A 21,017-nucleotide genomic window follows, 5' to 3' on the forward strand; every position below is an offset into this window, starting at 1 on the left:
TACTCTGTAACCCATTGTTTTTGTTAGAGTCATTACTCTAAAAGCAGCCAACTCCACCTCACTCCCTGTCCGGTTTATCGACACAATGTGATTGAGATTAGCACAAGAAACCGCGACCACCGCATTGGGTCATTTAATTACGACCAGGCAATGCAAGAGGTTCTTACCAATGACATAATCGGGAACTTCCAGCGCCATCCGGCGTCACTAACCGAGCCATACATCAAGGTTTAAAAGAAACTGCCATGCCGAAAAACAATCCGAACACCGAACGCTATATTGCCATCGCCCGTGCCTGCCTGAAGGCCATCAACGACACCGCCGCCGACAGTGGTTCCCGGGAAGACAAGATCCAGGCCGTATACCAGGCCATCGACAAGGCGTTTCAGGCCGAGTTTGCCGATTATCGACAGTCCGTTGCGATCATGGCGACGGTGCTGGAGCGGATCGCCTCTGGTGAACTCGACGCTGACCAGGCGGCCAAACTCGCGCGCCAAACCATAGAACAGAAGCCTGACAGCGCCAAAAACAACCAGATGCACTGATCCCTTTTCCGACCTGAACGCCATTCCGGAACCCGAGGCCCCATGACTTCGAAACATCCGTTACCTGTTCGATCTCGCTACGCTCTGCTGCAGAGGCTGTTGCTGGTCGTCACCGTGTTACTGGCTCCACTGGCGACAGCCAGTGTGTCACCTACCCAAAGTCCCAATGATCCGAACCAGTATCGGTTCATCGAACTCGACAATGGCTTGCGGGTGATCCTCGCTTCGGACCCGGAAACAGACAAAGCCGCCGCCTCCATGAACGTTGCTGTGGGCAGCGGAAACGACCCGAAAGAGCGGGCTGGCCTGGCGCACTTTCTCGAGCACATGCTGTTTTTGGGCACCGAGAAGTACCCGGAGGCAGGCGAATACCAGCAATTTATTCGCAGCCACGGCGGCAGTCATAACGCGTTCACAGCGTTTGAGGACACCAACTATTTCTTTGATGTCGAAGCAGAGTTTCTGGAGCCGGCACTGGACCGGTTCGCCCAACAGTTTTCTCATCCGCTGTTCACGCCGGAACTGGTGGATCGTGAGCGCAATGCCGTCCACTCCGAGTACAGTTCCAAGCTTAAAGATGACGGCCGGCGCCTGCTTTCTGTCAGGAAGGCGGCGGGCAATCAGAAGCATGCCTTCAGCCAGTTTGCGGTCGGCAACCTGGAGACCCTGGAAAATACCGAAGGCAACCCGCTTCGGCCTGACCTGATTCGTTTCTGGGAAGAAAACTATTCGGCGAACATCATGACCCTGGCAGTCTACGGCCCACAGCCGCTGGATGAGCTGGAACGCATGGTGCAGGAGCGCTTTGGCGCCATCGCCAACCGTAACCTTGAACCCAAGGTTCACCCTCACCCGCTGTACGACACCTCCCGGTTGCCAGAGAAAGTGACAGCCGAGACGCTGAAAGACAATCGCAGCATGACGCTGTCTTTCCCGATCCCCTCTCAGCAGCGTTACTATAAAAGCAAACCCGCAGCCTACGTTGCCAACCTGCTGGGCCACGAAGGCCCCGGCAGCCTGTTTGACGTTCTGAAACGCGCAGGCATGGTAGAAAGCCTTTCCGCAGGCACAGGGATGGACACCGGCGAACACGCCACTCTCGACATCAGCATGTCGCTCACCCGGGAAGGCCTGGAACACCAGGATGAGATCATTGCCCTCACCTTTGAATATATAGATCGTATTCGTGACAACGGCATCAGCCAGCAACGCTTCAACGAGATGCGACAGCTGGCCATGATTGATTTCCGTTTCCGGGAACGCGCTGAAGCGCAAAGCGAGGCCATGCGACTGTCCAGACTCCTCAAGGACTATCCGCCTGAAGATGTTCTAAGCGCCCCCTGGCTGCTTGAGCGGTATGCCCCAGAGCAATACAGGGCGATCCTCAATCAGCTGAAACCAGCCAACCTTAAAGTCTGGATTGCTGCGCCCAACCTGGACGCGAGCGAGCCGAACCTCACGCGGTGGTATCAGACGCCCTGGGTCAGGACACCCCTGAACCTCGATAATCCGGCAGCTCCCAGCCTGGCTGAACAGCTTGCCCTGCCCGAATCCAACCCCTTTGTTCCAGAAGATCTCGAACTGGTGGGGGGGGATAGCATGGCTCACCCGGAGAAAATTGCCGAACTGGACGGACTGGATATCTGGTACGCCCGGGATACCCGTTTCGCCACTCCGAAAGCCAATCTGTTTGTCAGCCTGAGAACGCCGGCAGCGCGGGAATCCGCCCGGAGTTCAGTGCTCACACAACTGCTGGTGGACGCCATTAACACCAACCTCAACGCCTGGGCCTATTCTGCCCGGCTGGCCGGGCTGGACTACAGCGTCTACCCCCATCTTCGTGGTGTTACCATCCGTGTCGGCGGTTACAGCGACAAGCTGCACAAGCTGGCTAACCAGATACTGCTGGAGTTCGCCAATCCCGCCCTTACCGAACAGCGATTCAGGATCGCGCGACAGAACCTGATGGATGCTCTGGAAAACAAGAGCAAAGAACGGCCGGTGCAGCAGACTTCGGAATTTGTCCAAACCGCCTTGCTGGAAGGCACGTTTCCCGTGGAGGAGCGCCTGGCCGCTGCGCGCGACGTCACACTGAATGAGCTGAGGGGGTTTGCCGGCAGTTTCCTCGCCCGCACTGATCCCGTCATGCTCGCCCATGGCAACCTGACACAGGCCAGTGCCCTGAATATGGCCAGACAGGTACAGGCTCTGGTGCTGAACGATCACCAGCGTACCAACGTGGATCGGGCGCGAATTCGCCAGCTGCCGTCGGGCCAGACCGCCGCGCATCTGGCGGTTGAGCACCCCGATACTGGTTACACCTTATACCTGCAGGGCAACAACACTTCCTACGCGGAGCGAGCCCGGTATCGGTTGCTGGCACAAATCATCAGTAGCCCGTTCTATGAGGAAATCCGGACCACGCGCCAGCTCGGATACATCGTCTACGCGACCGCGTTCGAGATTCTGGAAACGCCCGCGCTCGGGCTGGTTGTGCAATCCCCATCCGCTGATGCATCTGCCATCGACTCGGCCGTCAAGGAATTCAGCCAAATCTTTGCGCAACAACTGGCGGAGATGGATGACACCCGGCTTAAGCGGGAAAAACAGGCGGTGATCAGCCAACTGCTGGAGCGTGACCGGCAACTGAGCGAAGTCTCCAGCCGATACTGGCGGGAGATCGACCGGGAAAATGCCGAGTTTAACAGCCGACAAGCCCTGGCCGACGCTATTCGGAACGTATCGCTGGAGGAACTGAAAGAGACCTTCGAACAGGCCATGCTTGAACGACAACGTGCTCTGCTGGTCACCACCGGAGGCGATGCCGTGAATGATGAGGCGATCCTTCAGATCCTGCGGGACCTGGGCCCTGTACCGAAGGATTGACGAGAGATACTACGAACCTGCCCGGCGATCATTCGCCTGCCGGGCAGGTTGTCGGGTTAACAAAGCCGGTTACAGATCCACCGCAAACTGATTGAAATACACCACAGACCCAGTGCCGGTCCCCACATTCAGAATGCTGAATGCCACCTTGCCCTTCTCCTGAATAAAAGCAAACTTGTCGCTTTCATTCTTTACTTCGTAGTTCTCGGTGTCGTTTTTCTTCTCGTTATACACAGACAAGGCTCCGTCCTGGCTGCCATGACGAATCTGGGCCATGGAGACAATAATCTGGGGAATATCCTTTGCCTTGTTGAACGTCAAAATCCAGATGCCCGAGTCGTTGGTGGGCAACATCACCTGCACAAAGCCTTTCTCGGCGCCATCCTGGTATTTAGAGCTGGCCAGGTCGTTCATGCCAACCCAGTAGGAGTACCAGTTGCCTTCCAGAGCAACGTCAATGGTGTCAAATACCTTGACCTTCACACTGTTGTCGGGATCACTGACACCCAGCTGTTTCACAACGGTAGTCAGCAGGGATTTCGTGCCCTCGCCGTAGGAGTCAAAGCCACCAAAACTCTGAGCCAGACTGGCCTGGGAGAAAGACACGACCAGCAACAGCGCAAGCAACTTATAGAACTTCATGCAGATTTCCTTTTTATCCGGTACTTGATCCGACGGCTCCGCGCCATCCCCTGCCTGAAAACAGGCCGAGCCTATGATAGTCAGCGACTACCCACGTGATCTACCCGGAAACGGCAAGACAGTGTGAACAAATGAAAAATGACGCCCTTGAGCCCGCTGCCTCAGGCCGTTATCATACCGCCTCCTTTACGAAGCCCCCGTAGCTCATCTGGATAGAGCGTCCCCCTCCTAAGGGGAAGGTAGCAGGTTCGAGTCCTGCCGGGGGTACCATTCTATTTTCAGGCTGCCCGCGGATCCGTTTCCCCTACCCCGGGCTGACCTCGGTGCCCGTCGCGAAATGCCACCAGACTATCCACTTCGGAAAAGTCCACCAGGTCACGGAAATCCAGCCAGTCCACCAGACAATAGAGACAGATGGCGGGATAGTTCCACTGTTCAAACTGCCCCGCTTCCACCATAGCTGCCAGGGTTCGCAACGTTGTCATGATGCGTTCGCGCTGAAGGTTGTAGAACATCGCATCCTGGCTGGTATCGATTCCGGACCTCTCAGAAAGCAGCATAGTTACCGCAGAATCGTTGGCGCCATCAATCAGCGTTAACTGGTTCTCCTGGTCCCAGGTGAGGGCGTCAAGCCCAAGCTTCTGACCAAGATAACGGGCGATAACCCGTGAGTCATAGAGCTCCTGATCGCCATCAATCAGTACCGGGATTTTCAGGGTGGGATTAGTACGCCGCAGCTCATCACGGCCTTCACCATAAATATCGAGATTGATGAACTCGTACGGTTCATCGCTCAGCAGGAGCCGAATGCGGCGTACGTAGGGCGACGTGGTAGATCCAATCAGTTTCATGATACCTCCAGGGAGCCAGGGTCAGGACCCCAGTAAGGATTCAGGGTCTGTATAGGGGTGCCCGGTAGCGTCTGCGACTTCCCGATAGGTGACTTTCCCCGCAGCGACATTGAGACCGGCCTTCAGGTGCGGGTCTTCCTTCATTGCCCGGTCAGCCCCCTTGTTGGCCAGCGCAACAACATAAGGCAAGGTCACGTTGTTCAAGGCCAGCGTGGATGTGCGCGCGACGGCGCCGGGCATGTTGGCAACACAGTAATGCACAACGCCATCAACAATGAAGGTGGGATCATCGTGCGTGGTTGCCCGCGAGGTTTCAGCACAACCTCCCTGATCAATGGCCACATCAACAATCACGCTGCCCTCGGGCATCCGGCGAATCATATCCCGGGTAATGAGTTTCGGAGCCGATGCACCCGGAATAAGCACGCTGCCAATAACCAGATCGGATTCAGTGACCGCCTGGTCAAGCGTCTGAGTAGTTGAGAACAAGGTGGTCAGACGATTCCCATATCGATGATCGAGTTCCCTGAGCACGTCCATATTGCGATCCAGTACTGTCACCTGGGCCCCCATACCGATGGCCATGGCAATGGCATTCTGACCAACCACGCCCCCGCCAACCACCGTTACTCGCGCCGGTGGGACACCGGGCACACCTCCCAATAAGACGCCGCGACCTCCCATGGCCTTTTCCAGGCAGTGAGCCCCCGCCTGAATGGCCATTCGTCCGGCCACTTCCGACATGGGTGCCAACAAGGGCAAATGGCCGGTACGGTCAGTCACGGTTTCGTACGCGATACAAGTGGCCCCAGAGCGCACCAGGTCGTCAGTCTGCGGTTTGTCCGGCGCCAGATGCAGATAGGTGAAAAGGGTGTGCTCCGGCTTCAGCATCGCCCGCTCTTCAGACTGGGGCTCCTTGACCTTCACGATAAGCTCGGCCAGCTCGAAAACTTCCCTGGGGCTTTCCACAATGTGTGCCCCTGCCTGCCGATAATCCTCATCGGAAAAGCCGATGGCGACACCTGCACCAGTTTCGACCAAAACCTTGTGTTTATGGCCACACAATTCATGAACCGCCGCTGGCGTCAAACCAACCCGATATTCGCGGTTCTTGATCTCCTTCGGTACACCAATCTTCATGCGCTACCTCCTTACGGCCGGCCCAAATGGACCTCTGTTGCAGTGTAGTCAAGGCTATCGGTCAGCACTCACTCCTGATAAATCATCTTGCGCGTCATGCCTCCGTCCACCACAAAATTCTGCCCGGTGACGAAGCCAGCCTCGGAGGAAATCAGGTAAGCCACCAGTGTAGCGATGTCTTCGGGCCTGCCAACGCGGCCGGCCGGATGCTGCTGGTGATCCGCTTCTGACAGAGGCTCGACAGCCTGCTCGCTTCCCTGCCAGTCGCGGGTATCTATCCAGCCCGGGCTGATACAGTTCACCCGTATTTCTGGTCCCAGGCTAATGGCCAACGCATGGGTCAGTGCCACAAGGCCGCCCTTGGTGGCGGCGTAGGCTTCAGTATCCGGCTCTGATTGCAGGGCCCGTGTGGAGGCCATATTCACAATCACGCCCCTCGCCTTTCGGAGATGCGGTATCGCATGTTTGCTCACCAGAAACGGCCCGGTCAGATTGACATCCATTCGACGCTGCCACTGTTCAAGGCCCAGTTGTTCTATCGGGCCGGTATGAGGGTCCGCAATGCCAGCGTTGTTAATAACGGCATTCAGGCCACCACCCCAGTGCACCGTTTGGGAAATGATATTCTCAACATCCGCTTCGCTGGCAACGTCGCCTGCCAGAAACACGACTTCACCCTCTGCGTTGGCAACCAACTGTTCACCTACGGCTTGGTCAGTATCACAGAATGCCACTTTCCAGCCCGCCGCCGCCAGGTGCAGCACTATGCCTCGGCCAATTCCCTTCGCGCCTCCTGTCACCAGGACTACCTTTTGCATTCGTTCCAAGTCTGCCTCCAACGGTTTCGGTTCCGTCATTACTATTCGGCGGGCTTTGCGCCGGACGGATTGATTGCTGCAGTTTAGCAGCAACTGATTGATACGGTTTTCGCCGAAGGCTGTATCAACAGGTTAGAATGCCCGCCTGCCCACACTACCGGAAACCAACCATGGCCCGCTTTAACGAAATTGGCACCGCAACCATCCCCGGCAACGGCACCTGCTTGCGACTGCTGCAACGTAATGACGAGTTTTCCATCAAGATTGCAGGCGCCCCGGGTGAACTGATGAACAGCCGCTTACATGGTTCGGAGGATGCACTCGCCACCCTCGCCTGTGAACGCCTGAGCCATCTGCCCGCGCCACGGATCCTGATTGGCGGGCTGGGTATGGGCTTTACCCTGGCGGCAGCGCTTTCGGCTACAGGCGATCAGGCTCAGGTGACGGTGGCAGAGCTGGTTCCCGAGGTAGAAACCTGGAATCGCGGACCATTGGGCGCAGCCGCCAGCTACCCTCTGGACGATCCCCGAGCCGCCGTTCACATTGGCGATGTGGCAGAACTTTTGCGGCAGGGCGATGGCAACTGGGACGCCATCTTGCTGGATGTGGATAACGGTCCGGAAGGTCTTACCCGTAAAGAAAACAACTGGATCTACTCTCCGGAAGGCATCGCCGCCGCCCAGAAATCCCTGAGCAACGACGGCATTCTCGCCTACTGGTCGGCCGGTCCGGAACAGGCCTTTACCGAACGCTTGCGGCGCGCTGGCTTTTCGGTGGAACCCGTTGTTGTGAGAGCCCTGCGTCCGGGTAAAGGCGCCCGTCACACAATCTGGCTGGCGTGGTAATTTAGGGGATGGCGGGCGATTCCCGATCGGTTTGTTGCCATACGGTCATTCGAAATACAGGTTCAGGTGTACTAGGGTTACTGATGAAGCCGCTATGTTTTGACGAGGATCTGGTCCTCGGCGAAACACTCAGGAGGTCTTTCCATGAAACCCTCAGTGAGTATTACCGGTGAACAGGAAGCCCATAAAGTAGCCGCAATATTCGAGACAGAAACCGATGCCAACGGCGTTGCAAGGGTGCTGTCGCAGGAAACCAGTCTGGATCACGAGCAAGTCATTGTTGTAAGCCCCCAGGACCAACACTCGGGTGAAGAGCTGGAGCCAGAGAATCAGGGCATATGGCAAACGCTGGTGCGTTCGCATCTCTGGCTCGGTATCGGCGGTGCAGTCGCAGGCTTTATTGTGTTCCTGATACTGAGCGCTATCGGCGTGGGGTTTATTGCCCAGAATGGCGTGGTTGCCGCAGCCGTTCTTGCGGCGCTCGGCCTGATACTTGGACTGTTGGTGGCTGGAGGCGTTACGCTCCGGCCTGATCACACACCCTATGTTGCCAAAGCGCAGTCAGCTCTGCGGGAGGGTAAGTATGTACTGACCGTGCATGCCTGCAGTTCTGAGCAACTCAAGGAGGCCACCACCGTTCTGAAAAACCGGAACGTCCAGTTAGTGCGCACTATCTGAGCCTTCTATCCCGGAGCCACGTCGTTGGTAGCAACCAGGCCACGGTGGCCAGTAGCCAGCGGACCAGCAACAACAGAGGCAGGAGTACCAGGAACCATCCTGGTATCTGCACCATCCAGGCCGGCACACCCAGTGCCCGGGCAGCGCCGGCGAATACGTCGTTCAGTAAGGCGGGGTGTTTGACAACCACGTAAGCCAGCGCAGCTATGGCCGGCCACTTTGCGTTGCTAACCATCACCGAAGCCATGCGCCCGGCCCGGGCCAATCGGAAAGAATAGGCAGCTGAGCGGGCGGTGACACTGGAGGCTCTTGCGGTACTGGCCGCTGCCCGACCCGCTTTCAGGAATTTCACCGCGCTGCCAATAATCAGCGCGTCTACGGCGGCCCAGCCGACATCTTCCATGCGGATCGGCTGATCGGTACGGTACCGGGATTCCAGTGTCCGGATGCCACTGGTGAAGAACTGAGTAACGCCCTCTGTAATCCGCTCCGTCCAGATCCACTCTATGTTATTGCCATCGGCCCCCACCACGAACTGGCCGGTGAAATCCTGCCCTTCTTTATTGGCGAAGTTGACGGCGTACCAGGCTCGCTGCTCCGGAGTCAGGGCTTGCCCGGTGCCTGCCACCCGGTTCACCATTTCAATCGATCCAACCGGGTTCTGATAAAAATGCATCACCGGGGGAATCAGATACTCGCCATGGGCTCGCAGGGCCTGCCGAAATTCCGGTTCTTCACCAAACAGATCCATTACAAACCTGGTCCACTCGGGGTATACCTGCAACGCGGCCTGAGCTTTCAGCAACAGCAGGCGGTCGTCCCGGTAATCCAGCAGGAGCGCCTGCAGAGCCAAGGCTTCGTCCAGCAGCGGTGATTCTGTACCGAATACGTTCTGTGCATGCAGGCGCACCAGCCGTTCTTCAACCGGTTGCGGTTGCAAGCGTACTGACACCAGAACTGCCACAACCAACGCGAAGAGCGCCAGCCACAATATTCGCCGTCTGGGCCGGGAACGGAACAGTGCGGACTCTGTCATTCAGTACTCCTGCAGCAAAACCTCAGTCTACATGGAAAAGCTCCGACATGAAGGCTGACACATGTCAACATCGGTTACAGAAAACAACTCTAGATGGGTATACCCATTGCAAAAAACGGATACCATACCCTTATAACCTCGCTTTCGTCCGACGGCACCTATGGATATCTTCGAGCAGAAACGGCGCATCATCACCACCGCCATTGTTGCGGTTGTCCTCACGGGAATCAGTATTGCCGTGGTGGTCTCCACGCCCCTGATCAATCAGATCCATACCCAGGCCGCAGACGCGGCGAGCCAGGTGGCCGATGCCAAGGCCGAGAACGTTCGGGCGGTTTTCGATCAGCATCAGGATCTGGCCCGACAAACCGCCAGCCGCTCTGAACTGGCGCGGGTTATGGTCGAATACAACAGGGGAAACCTGGCACTCGCTGACTTGCGGACCTTTTCTCGCCCCAGGCTTGACGATGCCGCAAAAAACATCGACAACCTTGCCGCCATCGTCCGGTTTGATGCCAGTGGCGCCGAAGTTGTGCGCGTCGGGCCTCTGGACGATCAACTTCCCGCTGACCTGCCTATGCCCTCCGGGCTTGATATCCAGTCCTACCCGGTAGGGGTAAATAACGAAGCGAGGCCGTTACTGCACGTCATCGCTGCGATACGCGTGGATGAACAGATCGTAGGCTATGATCTTCTGCTGTTCGAACTCTCCTCACTGATTCCCATCTTTCGCGTGGATGCGGACTCCAGTCTGTGCCTGCTTGATGTCGAGAGAACGCGGCGACTGATCTGGACCGAGGGCAGTCATCAGTTTCAATTGACAACACCCAATGGTTGCCTGGCCGAACAGGAAGGTATCGATTACAAACCAGACCTCGACTTTTTCCGGGCTTCGCTTCCAGACGGCACCCGTGTGCTGGCATTCATAAGACTAGTGGAAGGATATGGCTGGGAAATCCATATGAATGCCAGGACTTCCAGTGTGTTCGGTAAAGTGATCGAAGACATTGTTATCAGCGTTGTGCTGATACTCATGCTCTCCGCCCTTGCCGGCACAATGGCCTGGCGTTCACTGATGCCGATTGTGCATGCACTGGTCAACCAGGCCTCCCAGATTGCCCGGTCTACCGATGAGCTTCGGCTGGCCCAGCAGGTCTTTAACCACACCCACGAAGCCATCGTGATTTGTGACACCGGTTTACAGGTTATTCGTGCTAACCCGGCCTTCAACGAGATTACCGGCGCAACAACGAAGACACTTCGCAATACAAACCTGATGGCATTTATCGACAGTGACAGATGCAAGGAGATAGACCGGGAAGAAATCCACCGGCATCTTGTCGCAGAAAATGCCTGGCAAGGCGAGGTCTGGCTGACCGGGCCCGATAATGATCCGTTCCCCAACCTGCTGACGGTTTCGCCGGTACGCAATGCCCGGGGACAAATCCAGCAACTGATCCTGACCTTCAGCGATATTACCGCACGGGTACAGGCAGAAAAGCAGATGTTCCGGCTGGCACATTTCGACAAACTCACTGGCCTGCCAAATCGCACGGCCCTGGAAACCCACCTGGAACAAGCCATCGAGCAGGCACGGCGCCAGCATCATCACTTCGCCCTGATGTTCCTGGATCTGGACAAATTCAAACCGGTAAACGACACCATGGGCCACCAGGCTGGCGATGAGCTGCTACGGAATGTCGCGAGAAGGCTCAAGCACAGTATTCGGGCCAATGATGTGGTGGGGCGCCGGGGTGGGGATGAGTTCGTGATCATAACCGGGCCATTGACCAACGATGCCGATGCCCAACCCATTGCTCGCAAAATGATCCAGGTGCTGAATGAGCCGTTTCACATTCAGGGCCAGACTGTGCACATTGGTGCCTCGGTGGGTATCGCCTTGTACCCGGACAACGGCCAGACCGCTGAGCTTCTACTGGCCACCGCCGACAAGGCCATGTATTCCGTGAAAACCAGCGGCAGGAACAACCTGGCGTTTGCCTGACCGGCAACTAACTCTGCTCATACTCCTGTACCAACTGGTGCAGGAAATAGCTGCCGGCGGAACTGAGGAAATAGCGCCCCGCCCCGGAGCGAAACAGCAGGTTCCGTTTTTCCAGGTAATCCAGCGCTTCGCTCAACCCTTTCTCGAAACGGGCGGCCCGAAGGATGTCCTGATACTCCTCATCCGCCCCCAGATTTGCCAGATCCTGCTCGTTTAAACCGGCTTCCGGCCGCCCCAGGTAATCCAGATCTCTGCCGCTTCGGGCAAAGTAACGGCCGATCAGAAGCAATACCACCTGCACCCGGAAGGCATTTTCGTCGTGCTCTTCGCTTTCATCGTCGCTGCTTTCTTTCAGGAAGAAAAACGCGCCGGTTTCGTTGAACACCAGTTCGCTGCCCAGGTGTTCATAGAAGGTGCGGAAATGCGAAAGATGATTGTATAGCAGGTTGTATAACGGATTGGCCCGCAGTTCGGAACGGTTGGCATCCCATACATCCCGAACGATCACGCGGCCAGCCTGGAATTCCCGGTAGATAGCAGCACTGTGAGCCGGCAGGATCTGCTCAAAGCTGCTGGCTTGTGGTTCGTTCAGGTTGTTTTCTGCATCCCGGGTTTCTACGAAATCAGGCATGTTCTGGCTCTTGTTCGGTGTGGGTCGTAGTGGTTTCTAGGCGGCGTTTTCGGTAAACAAACTGCTCGCTGTCCGGCGCCTGTTCCAGGGTGCGGAAGCGGTTGGTCGTCGTCACCTGCATACCCTCGGGCGGAGAATTAACCAGCCGGTTCAATGCCGCCAGCAGGTCCGGGAAGCGATAGCCCGGAATAAAACCGTCCAGCCGACCATGAAGCTCCCGTACCAGGTCCGCCGTGGGCCGTAGTTCCAGCGTTTCCAGCCACTTATACAATTGGTTGATGCGCTGAAGGTCTACCCGGCTTTCGCGGCCGCTTCCGGCCACTTCCTGCAGTACCGGCACTTCGGATTGGCGGCGCAGATCGCTCAGGCGCAGCTCCAGTTCGCTGAACAACAACTGGTAGTAGCTCGACGACTGGCCAAAGGCATAATGCTTGGGCCGCTGCTGTGCCCGCAGGCCCACCAGGAAGCCGGTGCTGCGGGCAAAATCGCCGCCTTCGAGCCATTTTCGGCGCAGGCTGAGGGTTTCGGTGTCGTCTTTGAGCGCACGCAGCTTGCCGTAGAAATGCTCCATGGCGTTGTACTGAGCCATACCCCGGCGGGTTTTGCGCAGGAAGTGTTCGACCTCCTGGGCCACCGCCTGAATGGGCTTGTACAGGGCGTTCAGGCTGATAGAGGAACGGAACAGCTGATCCGCCAGGCTGTGGTCATCGTGGCCCTCCAGCAGGCGCACCATGGCTTCCAGGGTTTCGAACAGATTGCTGCCGTCAGGCAGCCGGGTGTCCGGGTTCAGGAACACCAGCGTGGGTTTGATATGGCGTTCATAAAGGGTCACGATCTGCTCAAACAGATTCTGGCGGAACTCCAGGTACTTCTCCGGCGCCCGGCTGGCATCACCGGACAGGTCCGCCAGCTGGGCACTGATGGTCTGCATGCGCAACACGTTCTGGCGCAACAGGCCGATCAGTTGGCTGACCCGCTCGTTCAGATCGTCCCGCAGCTCGGTGTAATCCGGATCAGCATCACTGAAACTGCTGGTTTCCAGGCGATTGCGCACATCCCGAAGAGTCACCAGATGGCCGCGCAGGCGGGCGTCAGTAAGCTCCTGGTAGAGCGAGGCGTTACAGGCCCGCATCAGATTGATCAGTGCGTCCTGAAATACCAGCCGGCGTTCGCCGTCGGCCTTGATGATGTCGATGATCAGCCCACTGCGAAACAGATTGTCGGTGTTCAGGGCCAGCCGCACGCGCTCCCGATCGGCCTTGCCCAGGCCTCGAGTGTAATCCATCACCTCGGCCACCAGGTCGCTTTCCCGGATGAACCGGGCTTCATTGCGGTCCATGCGCTCGATCATCCGGAACAGGATTTTCGGGTGCTCAAACAGCAGCCGGGTGGTGTCCAGGGTGCTGAAGCGTTTACTCATCCACCGGCTCCAGCAAGCTGTTCTGGGTCTGGTCTGCCCAGTGGCTCAGCGGTTCACCACCAGTAAAACCTTCCGCGCCGCCCCAGAACACCAGAGTGCGTTCCTTGCTGTAGGGCCGCGCGGTGCGCATCTGCCCCACTTCCAGGTGCCGGCCAATCAGGTAGATCACTTCTGCGCTGGCGCTGTGGGTAGCGGCAGAGAACAGGTTGAATCCCTGCTTGCGCAGCCGTTCCAGCAACGACGGCATCTGGCTGATATCCACGCTGGCAAGTTCGTCGAGCACCATGGGGAATGACAGCTGCACGCCAGGGTACAGCACCCGCTTGAGCAGGCGGTAAACCAGCTCCAGGTTGATCAGCGCGGTAGTAGAGGTGGATTGGCCTTTCTTGTCCAGATTGGCGGCGTTCTCCTTGCGGGTGCGGTAGGAAATGCCGGTGATTACCTTGTCCATGGTGAGGCGCTTGCTGCCGCCCTGCTCCCCGAAAAAGTCCGCTACAAACACCCTAAGGCGGTCGTAGAAAGCATCGGACTGAAGCTTATTGCCATACGGATCAATGTTGTTGGCTTCTTCCACCAAGTTACGGAATTTCGGATCGGTGTGAATATCCACCCGGATTTCCACCAGATCGTTGATGCGAACGCCGTCCAGCTCCCGATTGAGCTGGGCCTCAAAGCGGGCGATGTGTTCATGATTGGATTTCAGGGCCTGACGATAACTGGCCACAGTTTCGTTATGGATACCAACCTGCTGCTCCAGTACACTCCAGCGCTCGGCCATGCCGGCGAACAGATCTGAAAGGCTCTTGAAGGTGCTTCGGATAACAGATGATGCCGGGCTGTCTTTCTGCAATTCGCCTTCGGTGTCTTCATGGATACCCAGGTACACAAACTGGCGAAGGTGGTCGAGAATGTTGCGGCGCCGCTCTTCCAGATCATCCAGTTGGCTTTGCAGGTTGTCGAAGGCGGCCGCCGATACGCGATCAATGTTCAGCGGCTGCTCCGCTTCCACCGCTCTCAGGTGCGGGAAGCGGTGTTCCACAGTGCCGACACTTTTACTCAGGGCCGCCAGCTCGCGCTCCCGCTCTTCGATGCGATCTTTCTCCGCTTTTGCTTTCGTGGCTTTCGCCTGAACCGCGTCCTGTTTTTCCTGCTCCAGTCCGGCCTGCTCGTCGAGCTTGGCAAGCTGTTCTTCCGCCGCCTGTTTCTCCTCGGTGGCATCCCGCAGGGTGGTGGCCGCCGCCGGGTAGCGCTGGAGCGTTTCCAGATCTTTCTCGATAGACCGGATTTCTTTCTCCGTGCGCTCGATCAACTGAGGTCGGTCGTGTTCCTGGTTGGCGGTGTCGGCCAGCTCTGAGCGTTCTTTCTCCAGGCCGTGCAGCTCACCTTCAATATGATGGCGTTGCTCGGCAAAGTTGGTGTGCCGGGCCGGCTGGCTCTGGTACTCAGTATCAAACCAGTCAAAGCCGCGATCGTTGGGGGCAAACAAGCGAGCGAAGGCTTCAATGGTGGCTTTGCTATCGGCATCCAGATCCTGGCCGGGGCTCGCCATCATCAGCCGGGGATCAACCGCCCGCAATGGCGCGGCGGTGGCTTCGTCCAGCTGGTTCTGCAGCTGCCACTGCTGTTTGCTTTCCCGGTCTTTCAGAGTATCCAGCTTGCGCTCCAGCTCCTGCTTCTTGCGCTGAATCTGCTCCAGTCGGATCTCCGCCTGGGCGGCGCTTTTCAGGGCAGCAAGGTGGCCTTTCTTGCTTTCCAGTTCTTCGGTCTGGATCTCGGCAATTTCCTGCAGGGTCATGTCGCCATACTGCGAGATCAGCAGCTCACCGTCTTTCTGGCTCTGTTCGGCCTGCTTGATACGCCGATCTGCGGAGCGAATCTCGCCCTTCAAACCGCTGGCATCCTGCTCCAGTTTTTTCAGGGTTTGCAGCACGTGGCGCAGAGTTTCGTTCTGTTCGTTATACGCCTCCAGCGCTACCCGGCGTTTGGCAGCAATATCAGCCAAGGCGTTGGTCACCCCGTCCCGGAAGGCGGCGAACTCGTGCTGGCTGCGCAGCAGATTCTGGTAGGCCTGGTAGTCCCGGTTCAGCTTCTCAAACCTTGGTCGCTCCTTCTCGATTCGGTTGAGCTGGCTTTGCTGCTGTTTCAGTTGGTCGTGGCGGTTCAGGAAATCGTCGATGTTGAAATCAAAGGCGTCATCGGCGAACTTCTTGTCCGCCTCGATGATGCTGGCCACCGCATTGGCCATGGCCTGGTCGTCGGCTTTCATCTCGAACAGCAGCAGAATCAGGGTGCGCAGGGACTGCACCCGGCGCTCATCCGATTCCCCCAGCGGCAATACAGAATAGCGAACCGCGTCGGCGTTCATCAGCTCACTGCTGTAGAGCATGGATTTGAGTTTGGCCGGGTCGCTGACCAGTTTCGTGTCTTTGGAGAGCTTTTTCAGGGCTTCCGACAACCGGCTGAACGACAGCTCCGGCACAGCCTGGCCAATGCCGTCTTCATCGTCGCCGTCCCAGAACAGCGGCCGTAGCTGGTCGTAACTTACCGGTACAAAGGCACGGCCATAGCTGAGCTGACTGGCGTTGTCCCGGTACAGAATCTGGCAGTGGGTGCCGGCCGGGTTCTCCGCTTCCATGATCAGGAAACTGAACTGACTGGGGAAATAGTGCTGGTAGCTTTCCTCGTTGGTGTAGAAGCTGCCGGCGCTGGCGTTTCGGAAGGCAAATTTCTTGCGGCTGTTCTTGAAGTTGTTTTCCGGCAACAGGAACAGGCGCAGGCTGTTCAAAAGGCTGGACTTGCCCAGGTTGCCCGGCCCCAGAATCAGGCCGTGGTTGTCCACCGGAATTTCCACGTAACAGAAGCCGGCGGAATCCACCAACACCAGGCGGCGAATGCCGAAGTTAAAGGTGCTCGCGCTCGCCTGTGAATCACTCATCCAGAATCATCTCCTGCTCCATGAATTTGCCGGTGGCCCGGAAGGCCTGCGCCAGCGACACAAACCCCAGATCTTCCGCCAGCGACAGGGCCTTTGTAAACCTTTCGGTGGCGTCCGGGGTTTTGCGGAAACGGCTCAGCCAAGGTTGCCAGTCAGCCGGCTGCAGATAGCAGGCCTTGTCGCCCAGTGCCGATCGCACCGATGAAAACATCTGCAGGCCGCCGGCATCGTAATCAAAGGCGCAGAGCACCTCATCGTAACCGGTCAGCCAGTTCAAATCCGCAGTACCGGTAATCCGATTGCCGCCACCGAGCACGACATCGCTGTTTGTGAGATCAACTGTCTGGCCCAGGCAGTCACCGGCAAAGGCCAGCATCTGGCGGTAGTAATAGAAATTTCGCTCGTTCTCCACCACCAGCACCCGGGGCGCTGGCCGAAAACCGATATCCACCGAATCTCCGGTAATCACCACCGAATCCGGCCGGTTGCCTGTCAGGGCGTGATGATACACCAGCAGAAAACTCACATCGGTGCCGTGGCGGTGGGAATCGCCCTTCTTCGCCGCATCTACTCTGCTAACGGGCGAAGCGGCCTGTTGCTGCAGCGCCGCAAATGCAACTTCATCAAGGATAGTTACCCGCCAGCGACTAACGCCAACTTTCTCAGTGGCGAAAAGTTCCCGATGCCGCCGGCGCAAGGCATCCGGCAGTTTTTTCAGAAAGGCCTCGTAGTTGATCGCCTGGCCCTTAAGGATTTTCGGGAGGTAGTTCTTCAATAGCTCACCTGTTCGCAGATTGTTATTATCGGTCTACCAAAATATGACACCTTATGAGCCACGGAGGGCCCATGCCAACCATCAGTGAATTCTTCGGCATTCTGATACGGATGTATTACGATGACCATAATCCTCCCCATTTTCACGCTTATTATGGGGAACACGAGGCCATCATTCTGATCGAAACGCTGGAGATTGTTGAGGGCAAACTGCCCAAAAGAGCCAAAGCGATGGTTATCGAATGGGCCTTTGAACACCGGCAGGACCTTATCGCAGACTGGCGCCTTGCCTAGCTGCACCAGCCACTGAAGAAGATAGAGCCATTGGAATGAACAGCATGCCCAGAGTCACCCATGTGGAAGCCAAGGCCGATTACGTACTGGCCGTCACCTTCGATGATGGTACTCACGGCGAGATCAGCCTTGCAGATCGTTTGTTTGGCCCGATGTTCGAGCCCCTGAAAGACCCGGCATTCTTTGCTCAAGCAAAGGTTGATGAGTTCGGAGCCATCTGCTGGCCCAATGAAGCAGACATTGCCCCGGATGCTCTCTACCGCAAAATCAAATCTGAACAAACTGGAACAGTATGTCGCTGAAGTACAAGATCGTACCCGTCACCCCCTTTGAACAAAACTGCACCCTGCTCTGGTGTACCGAAACCCACAAAGCAGCGGTGGTGGACCCTGGCGGGGACCTGGATCGCATTCTGGCGGCAGCCGAGGACGAAGGCGTGATTCTGGAGAAGATCCTGCTCACCCACGCCCACATAGATCACGCCGGCGGCACGGCGGAGCTGGCCAAATCCGCGGGGCTGCCCATTGAAGGCCCACACAAGGACGACAACTTCTGGATTCAGGGCCTGGCCATGCAGGCACAGATGTTCGGGTTTCCGGCGCCGGAGGTGTTCACGCCCAATCGCTGGCTGGAAGACGGCGACACCGTCACCGTGGGCAATGAAACCCTGGAAGTACTGCACACGCCGGGCCACACCCCAGGCCATGTGGTATTTTTCCATCGAGGCTCAAAACTGGCCCAGGTAGGTGACGTGCTGTTCAATGGTTCCATTGGCCGCACGGATTTCCCGAAAGGCGATTACAACACCCTGATTCACTCCATCCGGGAAAAGCTGTTCCCTCTGGGGGATGACGTGAACTTCATCTGTGGCCACGGGCCCATGTCTACGTTCGGCCAGGAACGAGCCACCAATCCGTTTGTGTCTGATCACCGGGGCTGAACGCCCCGGTAAAATCGCCCACTTCAGCTCTGGGACAGGCGGAACTGCTCGATGGTTTTGCGCAGGGTTTCCGCCATGGCCAGCAGATCCCCTGCAATCCGCGCGGTCTCCTGGGCATCGCTGGAAGTCTGCTCGGCAGAGCGGCTGATCTCAATCACGTTCTGATTGATGGAGTCAGACACCTCACTCTGCTCGTTAGCCGCACTTTCCATTTCTTCATTCAGGCCAGTGATTTCACGCACGGCTGCAGCAATGGTTTGCAGCTCGGTTTCCACTTTCAGAATTGAATCCACCTGGTGCTGGGCGAGTTCCGAGGCATGGCGCATGGTACCGACACAATCCACCACCTCTTTCTTCAGTCCCTCAATGGTGTGGCGAATCTCCTCAGTAGACGCCTGAGTGCGCGAGGCAAGCGCCCGGACCTCGTCCGCGACCACAGCAAAGCCCCGGCCCTGCTCACCGGCTCTGGCCGCTTCAATCGCCGCGTTCAGGGCCAGCAGGTTGGTCTGGTCTGCAATCTCGGAAATCAACTCCAGCCGTGAGGCCATTTCCGTGGTCCGTTGATCCAGCTGCTCAATTCGCTGGGCTCCGTTCTGCACTTCTGCATTCAGAGACTCAATACCCTTCACGGCATTTCGCACCAGATTCTCCCCGGTTTCTGCAGATTTGGCGGTATCAGCAGATTTCCGTGCGGTGGTCACCGCATTCTCGCGAACCTGCACGGCGGAAGCCGCCATCTCAGTGGTCGCACTGGCCACCTGGTCGGTGTTTTCTTTCTGGGCAAGAACTTCCCTTTCTGTGGTCTCTGCTTTACCGGCAATGGTACGGGCCGCCGCTTCCACCTGCTCTGCGCTATCCATCACGGTATGCATGCTGGCGCGAATCTTTGCAACCATCCGATTGAAAGCACGGGAGACCGAGCCGATCTCGTCGTTTCGGGTTACGTCCAGTTCAATGGAGAGATCCGAATTACGGGAAATTTCATCCATTCGGTCGTGCAGCCGACGCAAGCGGGAAAACACCAGCCGCCCCAATACCACGGCAGTCAGTATGAAAATAACCACAAAGATCAGAATCTGAATACCGCCACTCACCATCAACTGCTGCTGCAGGCGCGCGTCACTTTTCGCCAGAGAATAGTCGACTCGAATAGCGCCAAGCACGTCCCCTTCCTGGGCCTGGTGACAGCCGAGGCAGTTCACGCCCTGATAGTTTTCGCTGGCAATGACCGGCTCGATCAGCGTGTAGACACGACCCGCGTCGTTCTCGGAATAGTGTTCTACCCGCTCACCATCCAACGCTTTCATGTCCAGTGGCTCACGGCGTTGTTCGGCGGCATTCCCTGCACCGTACATGGCATTCAGCTGATCGCTGCGGATCACCCGGACATCCAGTACGTCCTCGGGAGCCATCACCTTCTCCCGCAGAACATCGCGGTTATTAATGGTACCTGTCACCATCATGGTGTTCAGGCCATCGAAAAAGGACTTTGCCAGACCGTCCACATATTTGTGGCTGTACTCTTCGAGGTGGGCTCGCTGGGACTGGGCGCTGTAAACAACCGTAAACACGAGAATGACGGTGAAAGCCGCTGCCAGTGCTGCCAGCAACAGAAAACGGATTGAGTATTGTTTTTTCATGTGACCCCGACAACGGAAGATGATCTGGACATCCAAGAGTAATGACGGCGAATTGGCGCATAACTTTATAGATATGAATCAATTTTTTTATGACGCAGATCATCCCGACGCCCGCTCTATGACATTCGTTGCAATGTTTTACATTCGTCCCGGCACACTCAAACCAGAAGGCAAGTCAGGTTGGCCCGAAACCTGCTAGGTCTGATGCATCACGGGCTAATTCCGATATATCCGGCAGAGATTTTCCGTTCAGGGGAGATAACCATGTCATTGCTGACATCACTATTACAGGCCAGCACGCGTTTTCAGCAAGCCATGGACAACCGTGCGCCGCGCACTGACGCACCCGCCGGTAAAACCAATGAAGGCGCCGCCGCAGGTGAGCCCCAGAGCAGCAACGACGACCGATTCACACCATCCCAGAGGCAGGATCGCAACCCGGCCAGTCAGAAAACCCGGCAACTGCCACTGACCCAGTACAAACAGACGGTTGCCCAGGATTTGTCCTACGTTCGAGAAACCCTGCGGCACAAACTTGCCGAGTACAACGTGCACCCGGCAACCGCATTGAGCGTAAGCAAAACCGAGCAAGGCAGTATTCAGCTGGACGGTAAAATACCCGACCAGGTGCGGGAGAGGATACAACAGGATCTCAACAACAACCGGGGCTTTGGAGAGGCGCTGAGCCGCTTGAGTGTGACCGAACCCACCCTGCATTTCATGGATAACGCACTCAAGCTCAATCAGGCTTATGGGGTGAACAATTCCCTGCTGGATTCACTGCTCAGCGAGAACCAGCAGTTCAACGGGCTGCAAGACGTCATTCACCGCTACGACAGCCTTCGCCGCACCGCCACACCCGCCGAGACGGGTATCACAGCGCAGCAACGCTACGCCTTCAGCCTGAACACCCGGGCCTGAAGCCCGGGTTCAAAGC

At 57.1% G+C, this 21,017-nt stretch carries 19 protein-coding genes and 1 tRNA gene; 10 read left to right on the top strand and 10 right to left on the bottom strand.

The features are described 5' to 3' along the window. Positions 1-245: 245 nt before the first annotated feature. Both ACSSVV_RS16825 and ACSSVV_RS16830 read left to right on the top strand, forming a co-directional pair. Positions 246-545, top strand: a complete 300-nt coding sequence (locus tag ACSSVV_RS16825) for a hypothetical protein (RefSeq protein ID WP_011785967.1) — start codon at positions 246-248, stop codon at positions 543-545. Between the two features lie 42 nt (positions 546-587). Continuing rightward, positions 588-3,431 (top strand): insulinase family protein, encoded by a 2,844-nt coding sequence (locus tag ACSSVV_RS16830; protein ID WP_454106606.1) that lies wholly within the window; start codon positions 588-590, stop codon positions 3,429-3,431. 69 nt (positions 3,432-3,500) lie between these two features. Here ACSSVV_RS16830 and ACSSVV_RS16835 read toward each other — a convergent pair whose 3' ends face one another. Then, the gene (locus tag ACSSVV_RS16835) at positions 3,501-4,073 is read right to left on the bottom strand and encodes a hypothetical protein (protein ID WP_011785969.1); all 573 of its coding nucleotides are present in this window, start codon (positions 4,071-4,073) and stop codon (positions 3,501-3,503) included. A gap of 193 nt (positions 4,074-4,266) precedes the next feature. Between ACSSVV_RS16835 and ACSSVV_RS16840 the strand changes: the two genes are divergently transcribed. Then, positions 4,267-4,343, top strand: a tRNA-Arg gene (locus ACSSVV_RS16840). An 8-nt stretch (positions 4,344-4,351) separates the two neighbouring features. Here ACSSVV_RS16840 and ACSSVV_RS16845 read toward each other — a convergent pair. From ACSSVV_RS16845 to ACSSVV_RS16855, 3 genes are all read right to left on the bottom strand, one after another. Further along, positions 4,352-4,924: a glutathione S-transferase family protein gene (locus ACSSVV_RS16845; protein ID WP_022992887.1), complete on the bottom strand. Its 573-nt coding sequence runs from the start codon at positions 4,922-4,924 to the stop codon at positions 4,352-4,354. A gap of 21 nt (positions 4,925-4,945) precedes the next feature. Continuing rightward, positions 4,946-6,064: an alanine dehydrogenase gene (gene ald / locus ACSSVV_RS16850; protein ID WP_022992886.1), complete on the bottom strand. Its 1,119-nt coding sequence runs from the start codon at positions 6,062-6,064 to the stop codon at positions 4,946-4,948. Between the two features lie 68 nt (positions 6,065-6,132). Further along, a complete protein-coding gene (locus ACSSVV_RS16855) occupies positions 6,133-6,921 on the bottom strand; it encodes an SDR family oxidoreductase (RefSeq protein WP_052000825.1) in 789 nt (262 codons plus the stop codon). Between the two features lie 131 nt (positions 6,922-7,052). Here ACSSVV_RS16855 and ACSSVV_RS16860 point away from each other — a divergent pair, with 131 nt between their 5' ends. Then, a complete protein-coding gene (locus tag ACSSVV_RS16860; protein ID WP_022992884.1) occupies positions 7,053-7,727 on the top strand; it encodes a spermidine synthase in 675 nt (224 codons plus the stop codon). A 144-nt stretch (positions 7,728-7,871) separates the two neighbouring features. After that, positions 7,872-8,405: a hypothetical protein gene (locus ACSSVV_RS16865; RefSeq protein ID WP_454106607.1), complete on the top strand. Its 534-nt coding sequence runs from the start codon at positions 7,872-7,874 to the stop codon at positions 8,403-8,405. Here the strand turns inward: ACSSVV_RS16865 and ACSSVV_RS16870 are convergent. After that, positions 8,398-9,441, bottom strand: a complete 1,044-nt coding sequence (locus tag ACSSVV_RS16870; RefSeq protein ID WP_454106608.1) for a hypothetical protein — start codon at positions 9,439-9,441, stop codon at positions 8,398-8,400. The two genes, ACSSVV_RS16865 and ACSSVV_RS16870, sit on opposite strands and share 8 nt — an antisense overlap. 160 nt (positions 9,442-9,601) lie before the next feature. Here ACSSVV_RS16870 and ACSSVV_RS16875 point away from each other — a divergent pair, with 160 nt between their 5' ends. Beyond that, positions 9,602-11,446 (top strand): diguanylate cyclase domain-containing protein, encoded by a 1,845-nt coding sequence (locus tag ACSSVV_RS16875; RefSeq protein ID WP_454106609.1) that lies wholly within the window; start codon positions 9,602-9,604, stop codon positions 11,444-11,446. Positions 11,447-11,453: 7 nt separating this feature from the next. Here ACSSVV_RS16875 and ACSSVV_RS16880 read toward each other — a convergent pair whose 3' ends face one another. The 4 genes from ACSSVV_RS16880 to ACSSVV_RS16895 are packed head-to-tail and all read right to left on the bottom strand — an operon-like array spanning position 11,454 to position 17,207. Beyond that, entirely contained in the window at positions 11,454-12,077 is a 624-nt protein-coding gene (locus ACSSVV_RS16880; protein ID WP_454106610.1) for a condensin complex protein MksE, read from the bottom strand. Then, positions 12,070-13,497 carry a hypothetical protein gene (locus ACSSVV_RS16885; RefSeq protein ID WP_454106611.1) on the bottom strand — a complete coding sequence of 476 codons (1,428 nt, stop codon included), beginning with the start codon at positions 13,495-13,497 and terminating at the stop codon, positions 12,070-12,072. The genes ACSSVV_RS16880 and ACSSVV_RS16885 overlap by 8 nt, the downstream gene beginning before the upstream one ends. Continuing rightward, complete coding sequence (locus tag ACSSVV_RS16890) at positions 13,490-16,432, bottom strand: hypothetical protein (RefSeq protein WP_454106612.1); 2,943 nt, start codon at positions 16,430-16,432, stop codon at positions 13,490-13,492. The genes ACSSVV_RS16885 and ACSSVV_RS16890 overlap by 8 nt, the downstream gene beginning before the upstream one ends. Next, a complete protein-coding gene (locus ACSSVV_RS16895) occupies positions 16,425-17,207 on the bottom strand; it encodes a Wadjet anti-phage system protein JetD domain-containing protein (RefSeq protein WP_286893146.1) in 783 nt (260 codons plus the stop codon). Before ACSSVV_RS16895 ends, ACSSVV_RS16890 begins: the two co-directional genes overlap by 8 nt. 71 nt (positions 17,208-17,278) lie before the next feature. Between ACSSVV_RS16895 and ACSSVV_RS16900 the strand changes: the two genes are divergently transcribed. From ACSSVV_RS16900 to ACSSVV_RS16910, 3 genes are read left to right on the top strand one after another with little or no spacing between them, the layout of a single operon-like run. Next, on the top strand, positions 17,279-17,500 hold the full coding sequence (locus ACSSVV_RS16900; protein WP_286893144.1) for a DUF4160 domain-containing protein: 222 nt from the start codon (positions 17,279-17,281) through the stop codon (positions 17,498-17,500). Between the two features lie 44 nt (positions 17,501-17,544). Further along, on the top strand, positions 17,545-17,802 hold the full coding sequence (locus ACSSVV_RS16905; RefSeq protein WP_014421980.1) for a DUF2442 domain-containing protein: 258 nt from the start codon (positions 17,545-17,547) through the stop codon (positions 17,800-17,802). After that, positions 17,793-18,440, top strand: coding sequence for an MBL fold metallo-hydrolase (locus ACSSVV_RS16910; RefSeq protein WP_286893141.1), 648 nt, complete (start codon positions 17,793-17,795; stop codon positions 18,438-18,440). The genes ACSSVV_RS16905 and ACSSVV_RS16910 overlap by 10 nt, the downstream gene beginning before the upstream one ends. A 23-nt stretch (positions 18,441-18,463) precedes the next feature. Here ACSSVV_RS16910 and ACSSVV_RS16915 read toward each other — a convergent pair whose 3' ends face one another. Then, on the bottom strand, positions 18,464-20,080 hold the full coding sequence (locus tag ACSSVV_RS16915) for a methyl-accepting chemotaxis protein (protein WP_288589614.1): 1,617 nt from the start codon (positions 20,078-20,080) through the stop codon (positions 18,464-18,466). A gap of 264 nt (positions 20,081-20,344) precedes the next feature. Between ACSSVV_RS16915 and ACSSVV_RS16920 the strand changes: the two genes are divergently transcribed. Then, positions 20,345-21,001, top strand: coding sequence for a hypothetical protein (locus ACSSVV_RS16920; protein ID WP_454106613.1), 657 nt, complete (start codon positions 20,345-20,347; stop codon positions 20,999-21,001). The last annotated feature ends 16 nt before the right edge of the window (positions 21,002-21,017 follow it).

The sequence above is a fragment of the Marinobacter sp. MBR-105 genome (assembly GCF_053628895.1).